Here is a 15,472-nt window from a genome sequence, read left to right on the forward strand (position 1 = left end):
ACAGATTCTTATCCCCACTTTCTTTAATCCCAATTGCTAATCTTCTAAAAATAAAAAACTCCTACTCAAATGAGCAGGAGTCCTAAAAAAACAAATCAATTTCTATTTTTTTAATTACAATATTCTTTTTTTAAGCCAATCCTCGGGTCAACCAGCCTTTTTTATTGGCGGTAACGATTGCATACGGTGTAATCCAAAACAAACTGAAAGTATAGAAAACACTGTATGAATAAACCCAAAGTGAATCGGCAAAATTATATCTTTTCGTATAAAACAATACCGGGAAACTTGATACTACTAAAATTGCCAAAAGTGTAGAACTTAAAAACAATAACGGGTGCATCGCGATGAAAAAGAACATAAAAAATAGAAACGGATACGCCATAATCATCTTCAAAGATTGATTGACAAATAAAAGTCGGGCTCCAAATTTAGATTCTTTTCTGAAATCTGTAAAAACATATTTCGCCATAGCGATATTCTCACGTACATTACTTCTACTCCATCTGATAAACATCTTGTACAATCCGGTATATTCTTCCGGTACATTTGTAAGCACATAAGCATTTCTCTGAAACAACACATGCTGCCCTTGTCTCAAAATCATGTTGGTCATGGCACGGTCTTCACCAATGTCAGACGGCTGCCCCATGAAAGTCTGATTGATCCATTCGTCCAGACAGGCAAAAACTGAAGTTTTTCTGTAAGCCGCCGCTGCACCCGGAGTACAAAGCACTGAACCTAATCTGCTTTCGGCAGAACGCATGAATTCAAAACTCATCACAAAACTCACGTTTAACATTTTAGGCAGGATTGCTTTTTTGCTGTTCAGCACATGAACATTTCCGGCTACTGCGCCACATTTTTCATCCACTACAAACGGACTCACTAAGTTTCTTAAAGTATCTTTTTTTACGATGGAATCACTGTCTACCGTAACAAAAATTTCTCCGGTTCCCAATTCGAATCCACGGTGTAAGGCATGACGTTTTCCTTTGTTTTCAGGTTGTTGAAAAATCGTCAAACGATCGCCTAATTTTATTTTAGCTTGCTGCATCCAATACCAGGTATCGTCTTTACTTCCGTCGTCAACCGCTAATATTTGCATTTTTTGCTCCGGAAAATCGCTTTCTGCCAAACTCATCAAAGTATCCCAAACCAGTTTCCCTTCGTTATACGCAGGAACAATCACGGTACAGGTTGGCAACATTTCATCTGAAACAGATTCGATTGGTTTATAAGTAAAATACAAGTATAAATTATACAGAAAAACTACGGCTTGAAATACAAACAATACCCCTGCCAGTACCAGGAAAGGAAATCCCCAGCTAGAATTCATTCGTTCCAACTGAAACTGATCGAAATCGGCTTGTAAATAATAGGCAGAATAAGCTCCGATAAACAATAACACAAACGTGCTTACCAACACAAACAATCCTGTTTTACTTTTGGTACGCTCGCTTACTTTCTTTGAAGCTACATTTGAATTACTAATACGAAAAATGGAACTGTTTAAGGCTTGTTCGGTAGTAAGATCTGGATTTGAAGTATAAAACTGTTCTGTTGTTAGGGTTTCACTTTTCATATGACACTAATTTGATTGCTTTCTAATGGCTTTTATTTAATTACTTCCCTCCGATGCTTCATTTTCATTTATTGGAGAGAATTTTATATAATGCCATTTTGCAAGCGTTGTGCCACAATTAATTTTCGCTGGTTTCTAGCGAATTAGAAGCTATACACGTTTTTCAAGTGTGTAATTATTACACGTTTTTGTACACAGTATACAGTTTTTGTTGGGGTTTTTAGAGATTTTTGAGTTGAGGTTTTATGGTCTTTGAGCATGACGAAGTTTAGAAATAACGTTTTCTGGAGTTTATTATTGTTTATGTTGAGAGAGGTCGAAGGATTTTTGAAGAAGAAGAACTGAATGAAAATGCAGTTATTCGGAAATTCCGAACAACTGCATTTTATGGTAAAAATTATCAAACTAACCATTACAATCTTGATGTCATAATTTCTGTAGGTTACAGAGTAAAATCACTTCAGGAAACAAAACTTTCCAATCAGAAAACTTTTACTCCTCATACATCTCCATCCACAATCTAGTCTCTTCCAAATCCAGTTCTTTTTCAATTTTTCTGAAAATCTCTTCGTGAACAGAGCCTGTTTTGTGCATGAGTTCCAGTTTGGCGCGTTCTACGTTTAGAAGGTCGATCTGGAGTTTGGTAAAATCGTTAAAGATTTCCCCTCCCAATACATTTCCTTTTCCGAAGAAATTAGCCGGGAGTTCAGTTTTCTGGAGGCGATTGAATTTGACTTCGTATTTGCTTTTAATGTTGTGCAACAAGTCATCATTAAGCAAAGAAAAATTATCTTCGATGTGGGTAATGGTTTGCGAAACGATAGTGTTTCGGATTTCATATTCTTCAGCAAGAATCGAATAGGGCTGCACTTTTAATTTTTTAATCAGCCACGGCAAAGTAAGTCCCTGAACGACCAAAGTCGAAAGTATCACACAAAAAACCAGGTAAATGATGAGGTTTCGCAAAGGGAATTCGGTTGTTTTGTTCATCATTAATGGCAAGGCCAACGCAGCCGCCATGGACACTACCCCACGCATTCCGGACCAGCCGAAAATAATCATGTTTCGATAATCGAATTCTTCTTTGAGACGGATTCTTTTACTTAGCATTCTCGGAAGCAAAGTCGCCGGCACCACCCATAAAAACCGAACCAAAATGACCACTATACTTATCGAAGCGCCCCAAACAAACAAGGACCAACCGGAGTAATCCCCTATTCCGTCAATAATTTGTCGCAGCTGAAGTCCGATTAAAATAAAAATCAATCCGTTTAAAATATTGGTTAAAACACTCCAGATGGTTCCGGTCATCATTCGGCTTTCATGGGTAAAAATAGTTCCAGATCTGGCGGATAAAAAAAGTCCGGTGGCGACTACGGCCAAAACTCCCGAACATTCAAAATGCTCTGCGATTAAATAAGAGGCAAAAGGCGTCAGCAAGGTCAAAGTAGCTTCGATCACCTCATCGCAAACAAATCTTTTGTGAATATAACTCATGATGTACCCCACAGTCAAACCGATTGCGATTCCCGCTACAGACATTACAACAAAGTTTAATCCAGCCTTCCAGAGTACAAAGTTACCGGCTGTAATTGCGGTTAGTGCATATTTGTAAGCCACCAGACCACTGGCATCATTGACCAGACTTTCGCCTTCGAGAATGGCAATCAATCTGGGATGCAAACCCAATCCTTTGGTAATCGAAGTCGCAGAAACAGCATCCGGAGGCGAAACTATCGCTCCTAAAAGAAAAGCCAAAGGCCACGAAATATCATCAATAAGCAGATGTGCTGCAATCGCTACCGCAACTGTTGTAAACAACACCAAACCCACTGCTGCCAAAGTAATAGGCCGGATCGTTTGTTTAAAATCGGACCAGCTGGTGTACCAGGCGGCGTGGTATAAAAGCGGTGGCAAAAAGATAATAAAAACCACTTCGGGACTCAACGCGATTACCGGAAGTCCGGGAATGATACTAATTACCACACCACAAAGTACCAGCACGATGGGAATTGGAAAATTGTATTTTTTACTAACAAGACTCAGAAAAGCGACTCCAAATAGTAACATGATAATTACGGTAATATTTTCCATTTTCGAATTGTTTTGGTATTTCGGTTATAATACTACGAATATAATATTTTTAAAACTTTGGAAATTATTCAGCGTACATTTTATGAAACACAATAAAACTTTATGTAAAACTGTTAGAGCTCATTTAACCAAATTTTATTACATCCGACATCATAAATACTTTAAAAAAAATTACATTTGAACCTTAATCCATGTCTCAAATTATGATCCTGAAAAGAAATTTTATAGGTGTATTGGCCTTACTGGCTGTCTTTTTTTATGCACCGATTGTCTATTCTCAAACTGCTCCGCCGAAAACAGAAACCAAATCAAAACTATTTGAAGAAACCGCCACAGATAGTGACTATCTAATGGCGATTGAAAAAGCCGGAGAAGTTTTGGAATCTGCCCATAACGATACTGAATTTGATGGAAACAGCCATCGTTTATTTGGTGAAATCAAAGGAACACAAAGCAAACTTGACCTTATTCTGGCTAGCTTAAAAGGAGCAAATCCAAATGTGCGCAACCAGCAAATGTATCGTATCGTACTCAAAGAAATTGAGCAGGAACTTGACGAACAAAATACTGCAATCAATTCGCGCAACCTGGCACTTGAAAAAATCAAAAGCAGGGTAATTGACCTGCGTAAGGATAAAACCCTAATGGGACTTTTGAAAGATACCGTTCGCCGCAAGCAATTTAAACAGGAGTTTGCGAATCTGAAAAAGAGATACCTGAGTACAGACAGTCTGATGACCAAAAACCAGGCTATTTTAAACCACAATAAGCGATTAACCGTTGAGAGAAAAATTGCGGTATCAAATGCCTTAATTACTGTGGAAAGCAAGCTGGAAAAATCCGGAATCAGTATGCTTAAAAAAGAATATCCTGTTTTATGGAGTACCAGTGATTCTACAGCCAAAAAAATAGTAGGCAAAAACATTAAAGCCAAAATAATTATTGAAGAAAACGTTGCGGAATATTACCTAAGTTACAGAGCCGGTGGTTTAATCACACTACTTTTGTTGATGGGATTATTGGGTTGGTACATTTCCCGCAATTTAAAATACCTCAACAGTAATGCACATGCCGAAAACCTGTCTCAGCTTAACTTCAAATACATCAATCGCGGTGTTCTTATTCCGGTCGCAGTCATTGGTCTTAACATTGCTGTAGTCAGTAATTTATATGCTCCTGCCTTGTTTATCGAATTGATTCAGCTGGTTCTTCTGGGATTACTTACGGTACTTTTTAAAAACCAATGGTCGGCCGTTGCCATGCGCAATTGGTTGCTTCTTTTAGTCTTGTTTTTTATGCTGTGTTTCTTGGACCTGTTTATCCCTGTTGGTTTTATGCAGCGTTGCGCCTTTATTGTGATCAATATCTTAGGAATCCGCTACGGTTTCGTACAGATTAAAACATTAAAAGACCAACTTTACATCAAAGGTTTTTTTAAATGGGCCACCATCATTTTTATCGGTTTGAATGCTTTATCCATTTTCGATAATCTTTTCGGAAGGGTTTCGCTTGCCAATATGTTAAGTCTTACCGCTTTTATATCGCTGACGCAGATTGTGGCACTAAGTGTCCTTTTAAAAATCGTACTCGAAATTATTCTTTTACAAATTTACACGACCCGTATTAAGCGTGGTATCGAGAAGATTTTTGACCATGAAAGTCTGTCTGACACACTAAAAAGACCTTTCATTATCGTGATCAGTTATATGTGGATTATTGTTATCGCGGCCAATTTAAACATTTGGGAATCGCTGCGCACCGGTTTAGGTTCATTACTAAGCCACCCAAATACAATCGGAAGCATCACTTTTACACTGGGCAATATTGTATTATTTTTTATCATCATCTGGGTTGCGCATTTACTGCAAAATTATGTCGCTTATTTCTTTGGTGAAATCGACGATGAAAACGAAGAAACCATCAACAAAAGACAGCATTCTAAATTACTCATTACAAGACTTGTTGTTTTAATCAGTGGTTATCTTTTGGCCGTAGCCGCTTCGGGAATGCCTTTGGACAAACTAAGCATTCTACTGGGAGCCCTGGGTGTTGGTGTGGGACTTGGTCTTCAGAATGTTGTTAATAATTTCGTTTCGGGTATCATCCTTATTTTTGACAAACCGATTCAGATTGGTGACGTGATCGACATTAGTTCTGAATCTGGCCGAGTGAAATCGATGGGATTGCGTACTACTAAAATCAACTCTTCAAACGGTGCCGAAATCATTATTCCGAATGGTAATTTATTGTCACAAAACATTACGAACTGGACGTATACCGACAATTTTAAACTCGTTGAAATTACTGCCGAAGTTACAGGTGATGTTATGCCGGAAGCCATCAATGCTATTATTCTGGAATCGCTCGAAAGTATGGCATTGGTCAATACCACCAAGGTTCCGCAAATTTATTACAGCGCCATTTCTGATGGAAAATTCAAACTGCAAATAAAATTCTGGTGCAGCATTTACCGTACCGAAGAAACCATTAGCAGTGCAAGACAGGTGCTCTTCAGTAATTTTAAAACAAAAGGTTTGACGTTATCCTCCTAGATATTCATCATTCGACACTTTAGTTTCAAAGGAATAAAAAAAACGGAAATGACTTTTTTTAAGTTATTTCCGTTTTTGCTTTTTTAATCTTCTGATGGAGTAATTTACTTCTTTACATACTTATTCAGGATATAATGTGTTACAGGCCGCAACGGGCTATTATTTTCCGGATGCCTGCCATGCGCATCAAAAAAGTCAATTCCATTTGCTTTTCTAGCATACCATACAATAGCTACTCCGTTTTTATCAAAATAAGTCGTCGTATCACAGACCTTAATCTTTTTAAGATGGATAAGCGTTGGATCTAATATTTCAATATCAGCATACTTAACAGGATCTTCTATTTTCAGATCACAATCTACCATTTCATAATGGTCACCCGACCACTGCATGCATTCTTTATCTTGAAAAGCGTAATAAGTACTTACACTTATTAAACACAAAAGACCAATAATTCCCATAATGGTAAAATGCATTTTTGTTGGAAATTTAGGCCTAGAGCCAGGATTAGGATTAGGATTAGAATCAGGGATTTTTTCAACACTTACATTTACAAATGAGTTGACTGCTGGTTTTATCTCTTCAACACCACTTATTACCTCTCTTCCACTCCCTTTTTCTCTTTCTTTTCTAACCAAAAAATTGTCTAGAATTCCGGAATGCTTATTCTGTTCCTTTTCCGTATTCAACACTTCTATTTTTTCTCCCTCATCTATTGGACCTTCCTCTTCAGGTTGAACCTCATCTTCAAATAATTCCTGAATTCTAAATTTATTAAAAGGTCTTGCCTTGAAATCGACCAAGATTGCGGCCATATTTACTACATCCATATTTGCGGGATCGGATTCTCCTTTAAAAAAATTATCAATGGGTCTGAATTTATCTATTTGCCTATCAAAATTGTTCTTTTTGTTCACATCAAAAGCGAGCCCTAACAAAGAACTAAAAACAGTTAAATCGTCCTGATTTCTGTTTTGCTGCAGAAATAACTCCCAACACAAATTACGGAGTCTTCCTCTAGTAGGATTACTTAAATAAAAAGAATGTCCGCTGTTTTTTTCTATCTCATATTTCTTTTTAACAGCTTTTTTATACTCTTCAAATGGATCGGTTGGCATAGGTTTTTAGGATTTATAAGGATTTCTTAATTGGATTTTCAAGGACTTTTACGGAATTATCAGGACTTCAAAAAATACATCGGAATTCCCGGAATTCCGTATCAATACAGGCTTACAAGCGTCGTTACTTTGCCTTCAGAATCAGTTAACGTTTTGATCTGCAGGTTAAAACAAAAATACTAAACTAGTTCAATTAAAAAGTGCGGAAAACCGTAAAACGGAATTTATCCGGGAAGTATAAATGAAAAATTTACTGTCTACGCACTTCACTTCCCACCAAAATTGGCATTGCCATAACAAGATTCAGAAAAGTTCTGAACGGGCATGCCGCATATAATTTTTAAATCCAAAAACCATGAAAAATTTATATTTGATGGGAGCAATTATGCTTCTTAGTGCCTCTTTATATTCTTGCACCGCTGATGAATACGATACAGCAAAAACAAATGACAAACCTGCAATACCTGCATATGCTGACGGTCCCGGTGATTTACCGATAACGGTTCCGCCACCACCGCCACCTCCACCAGTAAAATAATGGTGAAGTAAAATAGTTCATTAACAATTAATTAGTATTTTCGGGGAAAGTAACTTTTATGGTACGATCCCCGTTTTTTTATTTTTTATTTTTTCTGCTGCTTCTTTCCTGTCAAGAGCAAGCTCCCCATACTTCTAATGCTTCATCCATCAGAAAAGACGCCATAGACTATGTTAATAAAGGAAGGGTTAGTTTTCAAAACAAAAACTTTAACACCGCATTTTATCAATTTAATAAATCAAAAATTGCCTCCGAAGCGATAAAAGACAGTGCCAATGTGGTGTACAATCTTATCCAGATGGCTACTATCCAACAAATAAATGGGGATTATTACGGAAGTAAAGAAACACTGACAGAGGCTTTACCCTACATTAAAAAGAAAGATGTTTACAGTGCTGCGATTAACAACTTTTTTGGAATTGCAGATAAAGAGCTTTCCCTATATAATGATGCCATTTTTTATTATCAGGAAGCCCTAAAAGATTGCACGGATGATACTTGCAAACAGTCTCCTTTAAACAATATTGCGGTGGTATACATCCAACAGAAAAAATACGATAAGGCGATCGGGATTTTAGAGCCTTTACTCCAAAATAAAACACTTGATAATGATCTTGTAAAAAAAGCCGGAATTCTAGACAATCTAGGTTTTGCTTATTTTAAAAAAGGAATGACTGAAAAGGGACTTTCGTTAGTAACTGAAGGTTTTGAACTGAGAAAACAATCCAACGATCTCTACAGAAGTATTGAAAGCAATTTGCATCTGGCTGAAATCTATGCCAAAACAAAACCTGAAAAATCACACCAATATGCTCAGGCAGCGTATCAACTTGCGACACACTTCAATAGTGTTGATGAACGCTTAAGGGCTTTGTCCTTTTTGATTTCTAATGATTCCGGAATTAAAAACGTACAGTATGCTCAAAAGTTCATTTTTCTGAACGACAGTATTATTAAAATCCGGAACAACTTTAAAAATAAATTTGCCAAAATTAAGTACGATTCTAAAAAAGAAAAAGATGAAAATCAGAAACTCCGCTTAGAAAAAGCCGAAAATTTACTATCTCTTCAGGAAGCCAAATACCAAAGGCTATTTTTTATAATTGGAATCGCTGCTTTGTGTCTTTTATTATTGTATTTGAGAAAATTTTATCAAAACCGAAACCGAATCGAAAAAATAACAGCGGCATACGAAACTGAAACCCGGATTGCCAAAGACATTCATGATGAACTGGCCAATGATGTTTTTAACACCATCACCTTTACCCAAACACAGTCCTTGGAAAGTACCAATGTAAAAGACAATTTAATTCAAAAACTGGATCATATTTACAATAGGGTTCGCAGAATTTCAAGAGAGAATAATGAAATTGATACCAAAGCCAATTATGCGGCCAACTTAAAAGAAATGCTTTCGACTTATAACAGCCCTAGTACAAACGTCATCATTAATAATATTGAAAAAGTAAGCTGGGATCTCGTAGACGATGTTAAAAAGGTTGCTGCACATCGAATTCTACAGGAATTAATGGTGAATATGAAAAAACACAGCCAGGCATCAATAGTCGTTTTAAAATTTGAAAGCACCACCAGCAAAATACTTATAGACTATACGGACAACGGAAAAGGCTGTCAAAATGATAAAATTATTAAAAATGGTCTTCAAAATATGGAAAACCGTATTCGGGCCATAAAAGGAACTATTATTTTTGACACTGAACCTAATAAAGGTTTTAAAGTAAAAATAACAATGCCTAAATAAGAACTCTATGTTTAAAAAAGTAATAGTTGCCGAAGACCTTGATACTATGAATTTAGGAATCGAACAAGTCTTAAGAGATTTGGATATTATCAATTTTCAGCAATCCAAGTATTGTGATGAAGCCTTTCTAAAAATACGCAAAGCCATTCAGGACAATGAACCTTATGATTTATTAATTAGTGATCTTTCGTTCAAAACAGATCACCGCGAAGTAAAAATTGCCAGTGGTGATGAACTGGTTCAAAAAGTGCGTGAATTACAACCCAACATTAAAATCATCGCTTATTCGGTGGAAGATAAAAGCTACCGCATTAAATCTCTTTTTGATAATGCAAAAGTGGATGCCTTTGTATCAAAAGGTCTGAATAGCATCGAAGAACTAAAAAAGGCAATTCACATGATCTCGACATCAGATCAAAGGTTTATTTCACCCGAAGTTGCTTCTGCCCTTCAGGAAAAAAACAACTTCGAAATCGACGATGTCGATATTAAAATTCTGAAATACTTATCAGCCGGAACGTCACAGGATGAAATCATAGAAATTTTTAAAAGCACCGACATTAAACCCAATAGCAAAAGTGCCGTGGAAAAAAGATTGTCTAAACTCAAAGACTTTTTTAAGGCAAACAATACAATTCATTTGGTTACCATTACCAAAGACATGGGAATTATCTAAAAGTTCCCTGTACTTCATTATACCTTTTCAAAGCTCCTTCTGGGGCTTTTTTTTATGGCCTGAATATAAATTTTTCGGATTATGGATTTCCGTAAGATACTGGTTTCAAATAGGATTAAGTTTGAATTATAAATCCATTTAAACTCAAAAACAATGAAAACTTATTACGTAAATGACACAGCACAAAAAAACGGAGATCACGAAGTTCATACTGATGAATGTCCATATTTTAAATCAATTACAAGTAAAACACGACTAGGTGTTTTTTCAAACTGCAAAGATGCCGTTGACCGATCCAAGAAAATTTATCCAAACTCTGACGGATGCGCCTATTGCTGTCCTGAATGTCACAAAAGATAATTTTTATCATGGGCTTTCGATTTCAAAAAAGAATAAAACTGGGAGGAGGCTTTGGCTTAAACTTAAGCAAATCCGGAATTTCTCCCAGTTTAAGAACAAAAATGGGAACATTTAGTAAGAGTGGCTACTCTGTAAAAACCGGAATATCCGGACTACGATACCAAAATAGCGGATGCACTGTACTAATCGCATTTACAGGAATTATAACATTTTTAATTTTCACTATAAAACAACTATAATCATGGGATACAGAAAAGGTTATTTTAAAAAAGACGGAACCTATGTTCAGGGACATACTACCAGATCCAGGTCCAAATCTTTTTCTAATAAGAATAACGGCTGCATGTTACTATTACTTCTAGCAATGACATTTGGATTGGCTGTTTCTTGTTCAGAATCATCAGATTCTTCAGACTCAGGCTCAAATACAAACTCAAACTCAAATTGTCCAACCAAAACTTGTGGTGATTTTACCACTCAGGCACAGGCGCAATCAACTTACAACAGTAATAGAAACTGTTACAAAAACCTGGACTCTGACGGAGATGGAACCGCCTGCGAAAATTTATCTAAATAAATATTTAAAAACAATGATAACACTAGAACTAAAAAGTCATTTTTTAAGATTGTATCAAATGGCACTAGCAGATGATCAATTTGATGTATTAGAACTGCAAATGTTATATCACTTTGCAGATGAACGAGGAATTCCCAGAGAGGAATTGGATAAGCTTTTTCTAAACCCAATTAATACCGACTTAATTGTTCCTGAAAAGCTAAGCAGCAGAATCGAGTATTTATACGATTTCACAAGAATCATTTGGGCTGATGGAAAAATTACTGAGGACGAACTCAATATGCTCAAAAAGTACTGTCGGAAATTTAATTTTCTGGAGGAAAACATCAATGAACTATCCGATTATCTCATTGATTGTGTTCAGAAAAACATTCAGAAAGAAGAAATTATTAGTCAATTAAACTCGTAACACATGAAATCACTTACACAACTATTTAGTTTAAAAAAAACAGACGATATTCAGACGAATGCTTTTGAGGAAAATGAAAATGATCGCGAGCAAATCAGAATAACGTATTACCAAAGTGGGTTTGCAGCATCCATAAAAGCAACCGGAAAACCTATTGTTTTAAAAGCCTGTTTACAAAATTTGTACATGAGCTTTGAAGATCAGTGCCGAAAACAAAAACTGGAACAGGACCGATTAAAGCAGCCTTACAAAGAAGAACAGGAGAAAAACCGAACCGAGCTTAAAAAGTCGGAGGCCGCTATTGGTATCTATGAAAAAAAAGAACAGGATATAAATGAGGAAATTGACCAGATCAAAAATGAAATCATTGAAGTAAAACGCAATCCCGATAAATACGGAATTGAAGATGGAAAAGGTCTGAAAGCGCAATTCTACATTGGTTTATTCTTATTGCTTCCCATTACGCTTTATGTACTGGTGTTTTATATTTCGGCATCCTACTCTGCTTTCTTCAAAGAATTCGCCAATGACAGTCTTACTGCTGCCATTTTTGATGCCAATGCCTTAACCAATTCTTTTAAAGCAAGCTGGCTTGAAGGAGTGTTAGTCGTTACAATTCCATTTGTCTTTATGGGGCTGGGATATGTAATTCATATGGTGCAAAAAGGAAAAGGGCTAAAAAATATCTTAAGAATGGTTGCACTGTTTGTCACCACCTTTTTGTTTGATGCGTTGCTGGCCTATCAGATCGAAAAGAAAATATATGAATTTAATAAAACTACCGATTCTGCTCCCTACAACTTAAACATTGCCTTAGGGGAAGCCGAGTTTTGGATGATCATATTTGCCGGGTTTGTGGTGTATATTATTTGGGGGCTTGTCTTTGATTTTGTAATGAAAGAATTTGAAAACATTGATAAAATCAGAGCCTTTATCAGAGGCAAAAAAGAAAATCTACTGGATTTAGATAAACTAAAAACCGAATATCTAAACAAGATCAATGATTTTAAACAGCAGATCGTGACCATCAATGGAAAAATTTCAGAATTACAATCTAAAATAGATGGTTTTGTATTTCCGGTAAAAGAATATCTGCACTACCACCATCAATACAAAGAAGGATGGTTTCAGGCGATTAGTACCGAAATAGCACTTCCTTATACTGAAAAAAGTGAATTGTTAGAAAGCTGTGAACTGTCCTCCGAAGAACACTTAAACAGATTGAACTTAGTTGATCCCGATTTTCAACATTTAGTATATTCCAAAAACTAACAACCATGAAAAACAGTCTTACCATACTTGCGATCGCACTACTGCTGGTTTCAATTTTTTCGTGCAGGCAGGAATCTGGCAAGGAAGAAAAAGAAACCTCATCCAAAGAACCATTATCAGAAAACTACAACATCAGTATCCTTCTTGATTTATCGGACAGAATAAGTTTGACCAAAAATCCAAATCCAACAATGGAATATTATCAAAGAGATCTGGGATACATAAAATCTGTTTCTGAAGCTTTTACACAGCATTTAAAAACCAAAAGAATAAGGCAGATTGACGATAAAATGCAATTGTTTTTTAATCCGGAACCTCTAGATCCCGAAATCAATACAATTGCTAAAAATCTCAGAATCACTATTGATAAAAACAATGCTTCTAAAAATTTACTGAATTCTATAAATTCAAATTATGCCGCACAAACGTCCAAAATCTATGATTCTGCCATAAAAGACGATCATTTTATTGGGTCTGATATTTGGAACTTTTTTGATACCAAAGCAAAAGATCAGTGCGTTGAAAAAAACTATCGAAATATTTTAATCGTATTAACCGATGGTTATATGTATCATGAGAACACCATAATAACCGAAGGCAACAGAACGACCTATCTCACACCGGAACTGATCAGAAAAAATGGACTAAATACCAAAGACTGGAATAAAAAATTACAGGAGCAAGATTTTGGCTTCATTAAAATAGGAGAAAATTTATCCAATCTTGAAGTACTTGTTTTAGGCATTAATCCGGGTAAAAAAAATCCTTATGAAGAAAAAGTCATTACGGCCTATTGGACAAAATGGTTTACAGAAATGAAAGTGGATCGTTTTGAAATCAAAAATGCAGATCTGCCTTCTAATATGGAACAGATTATTAAAGATTTTATCCTGCGTCAGAAATAAGTCAAAGAAAACGAAGCCGTTTAAAGAGGAATTTTATTGTCCTCTTTTTTCCATTTACAGAAATTCCAAAAATTCTTCAAAAACTCTCCTCATTATGGTTTTCCGTAAAATACCGGATTGGAATGGTTCTACATTTGAATAGTAAATTTAAACTATAGAACCTATGGAAATCAATCTTCAACTTAAATCATTAGCGGATAAAATTACTCAGCTAAAAAGCAAAATCGAAACCGAAGAATCTACCAAACATGCTTTTGTTTTACCTTTTATTCATGCCTTAGGCTATGATGCCTTTAATCCCTTGGAAGTCGTTCCGGAATTTACCGCAGACCTCGGTTTAAAGAAAGGCGAAAAAGTAGATTATGCCATCTTTCAAAATGGCGAGCCCATTATAATTGTAGAGTGTAAAAGCTGGAAAGAAAACCTAACAATCCATAATTCACAATTGTTTCGCTATTTTCATGTAACCAAAACTCGTTTTGCTCTTTTGACCAATGGTATTACTTATCAATTTTTTACTGATTTGGACGATCAGAATAAAATGGACGAGAAGCCCTTTCTGGAATTCGACATTACCAACCTCAAAGAAAACACAATCAACGAGATTTCTAAGTTTCATAAAAGCAGTTTTGACGTTGATAATATCATTAGTAATGCAAGTTCTTTAAAATACATCAAAGAAATCAAAAAGCAGATTAATGCAGAACTCGAAAATCCTTCCAATGATTTTACCAAACTTTTTGCCAGTAAAGTATACACCGGAAGGCTTACTGAAAAAGTAATGGACGAATTTAAAGATCTGGTTCAAAAATCTTTCAGTCAATACATTAACGAAAAAATCAACGATCGCCTAAATGCTGCTCTTACCAAAGAAACCATCAAGCAGCAGGAAGAACAAATCGCTTTCCTTGAAGAAGAAAGTAAAATACAAACCACTGAAGAAGAACTTGAAGGATATCGTATTATAGTTGCCATATTAAGACAAAAACTTCCCACAAGCCGAATTGTATATCGTGACACCCAATCCTATTTCGGAATTTTGCTGGACGATAACAATCGCAAACCGCTTTGTCGTCTTCACCTTAACGGAGGAAAAAAATACATCAGTCTTTTTAACGACAACAAAAACGAGACAAAAACAGCGATTGCATCGATTGACGATATTTACCAATTTGGGAAAGAGTTATTGGATACAGTGAGACTTTATGAAACGGAATGAAACACGTTCCCCATAAACTAACTATTCAAATATCCCACTATTAATACGCCTACTATTTGAAAGCTGCAAAAGAAGATTACCTCCTCAAAAGAAGCACTTTTTATCAGGAGGTAATTACTCCGTAAGAAATCCAAAACCCATTCCTATGAAATACATTTTACTCCTTCTTCTTATAGTTCCGGCCTCTTTTCACCCTTTTGAAGCCAAAGTATACATCTGCGGTCCAACAGGTGCCAAAAAATTCCATTACAATGAAAATTGCCGTGGTCTGACCTCTTGCCGCAGTGAAATTACGAAAGTAACTCTGAAGCGTGCCCAAGGTCTTGGACTTAGCCTATGCGGTTGGGAAGATTGATCTTTTTAAGGCAAACCAGAATCATTTAATCATTTGATAATAATCACTTT

The 15,472-nt window shown here is 36.0% G+C and carries 15 protein-coding genes; 12 read left to right on the forward strand and 3 right to left on the reverse strand.

All coding sequences use genetic code 11. The annotated features are described in order from the left end of the window. Window positions 1–130: 130 nt before the first annotated feature. Complete coding sequence (locus tag OLM61_RS01985; protein ID WP_264524858.1) at window positions 131–1,585, reverse strand: glycosyltransferase; 1,455 nt, start codon at window positions 1,583–1,585, stop codon at window positions 131–133. Between the two features lie 359 nt (window positions 1,586–1,944). Between OLM61_RS01985 and OLM61_RS01990 the strand changes: the two genes are divergently transcribed. Beyond that, a complete protein-coding gene (locus OLM61_RS01990; protein WP_264526349.1) occupies window positions 1,945–2,109 on the forward strand; it encodes a virulence RhuM family protein in 165 nt (54 codons plus the stop codon). Here the strand turns inward: OLM61_RS01990 and OLM61_RS01995 are convergent. Next, the gene (locus OLM61_RS01995) at window positions 2,078–3,679 is read right to left on the reverse strand and encodes a Na+/H+ antiporter (RefSeq protein ID WP_264524859.1); all 1,602 of its coding nucleotides are present in this window, start codon (window positions 3,677–3,679) and stop codon (window positions 2,078–2,080) included. The two genes, OLM61_RS01990 and OLM61_RS01995, sit on opposite strands and share 32 nt — an antisense overlap. Before the next feature lie 191 nt (window positions 3,680–3,870). Between OLM61_RS01995 and OLM61_RS02000 the strand changes: the two genes are divergently transcribed. After that, window positions 3,871–6,231, forward strand: coding sequence for a mechanosensitive ion channel family protein (locus tag OLM61_RS02000; RefSeq protein WP_264524860.1), 2,361 nt, complete (start codon window positions 3,871–3,873; stop codon window positions 6,229–6,231). 104 nt (window positions 6,232–6,335) lie between these two features. Here OLM61_RS02000 and OLM61_RS02005 read toward each other — a convergent pair whose 3' ends face one another. Further along, window positions 6,336–7,349 (reverse strand): hypothetical protein, encoded by a 1,014-nt coding sequence (locus OLM61_RS02005; RefSeq protein WP_264524861.1) that lies wholly within the window; start codon window positions 7,347–7,349, stop codon window positions 6,336–6,338. Between the two features lie 355 nt (window positions 7,350–7,704). Here OLM61_RS02005 and OLM61_RS02010 point away from each other — a divergent pair, with 355 nt between their 5' ends. The 10 genes from OLM61_RS02010 to OLM61_RS02050 all read left to right on the forward strand — a co-directional run bounded on the left by OLM61_RS02010 (window position 7,705) and on the right by OLM61_RS02050 (window position 15,067). Then, window positions 7,705–7,887, forward strand: coding sequence for a hypothetical protein (locus OLM61_RS02010; RefSeq protein WP_264524862.1), 183 nt, complete (start codon window positions 7,705–7,707; stop codon window positions 7,885–7,887). A gap of 58 nt (window positions 7,888–7,945) precedes the next feature. Beyond that, window positions 7,946–9,649 carry an ATP-binding protein gene (locus tag OLM61_RS02015; RefSeq protein WP_264524863.1) on the forward strand — a complete coding sequence of 568 codons (1,704 nt, stop codon included), beginning with the start codon at window positions 7,946–7,948 and terminating at the stop codon, window positions 9,647–9,649. 7 nt (window positions 9,650–9,656) lie between these two features. Next, window positions 9,657–10,325 (forward strand): response regulator, encoded by a 669-nt coding sequence (locus OLM61_RS02020; protein WP_264524864.1) that lies wholly within the window; start codon window positions 9,657–9,659, stop codon window positions 10,323–10,325. Between the two features lie 153 nt (window positions 10,326–10,478). Next, entirely contained in the window at window positions 10,479–10,685 is a 207-nt protein-coding gene (locus OLM61_RS02025) for a hypothetical protein (protein WP_264524865.1), read from the forward strand. 8 nt (window positions 10,686–10,693) lie between these two features. Continuing rightward, complete coding sequence (locus tag OLM61_RS20945; RefSeq protein WP_413614377.1) at window positions 10,694–10,924, forward strand: DUF4236 domain-containing protein; 231 nt, start codon at window positions 10,694–10,696, stop codon at window positions 10,922–10,924. A 2-nt stretch (window positions 10,925–10,926) separates the two neighbouring features. Next, window positions 10,927–11,262, forward strand: a complete 336-nt coding sequence (locus tag OLM61_RS02030; protein ID WP_264524866.1) for an excalibur calcium-binding domain-containing protein — start codon at window positions 10,927–10,929, stop codon at window positions 11,260–11,262. A 13-nt stretch (window positions 11,263–11,275) separates the two neighbouring features. Continuing rightward, window positions 11,276–11,671 (forward strand): hypothetical protein, encoded by a 396-nt coding sequence (locus tag OLM61_RS02035; protein ID WP_264524867.1) that lies wholly within the window; start codon window positions 11,276–11,278, stop codon window positions 11,669–11,671. Window positions 11,672–11,674: 3 nt separating this feature from the next. Continuing rightward, window positions 11,675–12,943, forward strand: coding sequence for an ABC transporter permease (locus OLM61_RS02040; RefSeq protein WP_264524868.1), 1,269 nt, complete (start codon window positions 11,675–11,677; stop codon window positions 12,941–12,943). 5 nt (window positions 12,944–12,948) lie between these two features. Continuing rightward, window positions 12,949–13,848: a hypothetical protein gene (locus OLM61_RS02045; RefSeq protein WP_264524869.1), complete on the forward strand. Its 900-nt coding sequence runs from the start codon at window positions 12,949–12,951 to the stop codon at window positions 13,846–13,848. Between the two features lie 163 nt (window positions 13,849–14,011). Continuing rightward, complete coding sequence (locus OLM61_RS02050; RefSeq protein ID WP_264524870.1) at window positions 14,012–15,067, forward strand: type I restriction endonuclease; 1,056 nt, start codon at window positions 14,012–14,014, stop codon at window positions 15,065–15,067. The last annotated feature ends 405 nt before the right edge of the window (window positions 15,068–15,472 follow it).

The sequence above is a fragment of the Flavobacterium sp. N502536 genome, assembly GCF_025947345.1.
Classification (GTDB): Bacteria; Bacteroidota; Bacteroidia; order Flavobacteriales; family Flavobacteriaceae; genus Flavobacterium.

Bases quoted from the DNA above. Each gene is read 5' to 3' on its own strand.
- OLM61_RS02025 (WP_264524865.1), top strand. From the start codon at position 10,479: ATGAAAACTTATTACGTAAATGACACAGCACAAAAAAACGGAGATCAC.
- OLM61_RS01985 (WP_264524858.1), bottom strand. From the start codon at position 1,585: ATGAAAAGTGAAACCCTAACAACAGAACAGTTTTATACTTCAAATCCA.
- OLM61_RS01995 (WP_264524859.1), bottom strand. From the start codon at position 3,679: ATGGAAAATATTACCGTAATTATCATGTTACTATTTGGAGTCGCTTTT.
- OLM61_RS02000 (WP_264524860.1), top strand. From the start codon at position 3,871: ATGTCTCAAATTATGATCCTGAAAAGAAATTTTATAGGTGTATTGGCC.
- OLM61_RS02010 (WP_264524862.1), top strand. From the start codon at position 7,705: ATGAAAAATTTATATTTGATGGGAGCAATTATGCTTCTTAGTGCCTCT.
- OLM61_RS02045 (WP_264524869.1), top strand. From the start codon at position 12,949: ATGAAAAACAGTCTTACCATACTTGCGATCGCACTACTGCTGGTTTCA.
- OLM61_RS02050 (WP_264524870.1), top strand. From the start codon at position 14,012: ATGGAAATCAATCTTCAACTTAAATCATTAGCGGATAAAATTACTCAG.
- OLM61_RS02035 (WP_264524867.1), top strand. From the start codon at position 11,276: ATGATAACACTAGAACTAAAAAGTCATTTTTTAAGATTGTATCAAATG.
- OLM61_RS20945 (WP_413614377.1), top strand. From the start codon at position 10,694: ATGGGCTTTCGATTTCAAAAAAGAATAAAACTGGGAGGAGGCTTTGGC.
- OLM61_RS02015 (WP_264524863.1), top strand. From the start codon at position 7,946: ATGGTACGATCCCCGTTTTTTTATTTTTTATTTTTTCTGCTGCTTCTT.
- OLM61_RS02030 (WP_264524866.1), top strand. From the start codon at position 10,927: ATGGGATACAGAAAAGGTTATTTTAAAAAAGACGGAACCTATGTTCAG.
- OLM61_RS02005 (WP_264524861.1), bottom strand. From the start codon at position 7,349: ATGCCAACCGATCCATTTGAAGAGTATAAAAAAGCTGTTAAAAAGAAA.
- OLM61_RS02040 (WP_264524868.1), top strand. From the start codon at position 11,675: ATGAAATCACTTACACAACTATTTAGTTTAAAAAAAACAGACGATATT.
- OLM61_RS02020 (WP_264524864.1), top strand. From the start codon at position 9,657: ATGTTTAAAAAAGTAATAGTTGCCGAAGACCTTGATACTATGAATTTA.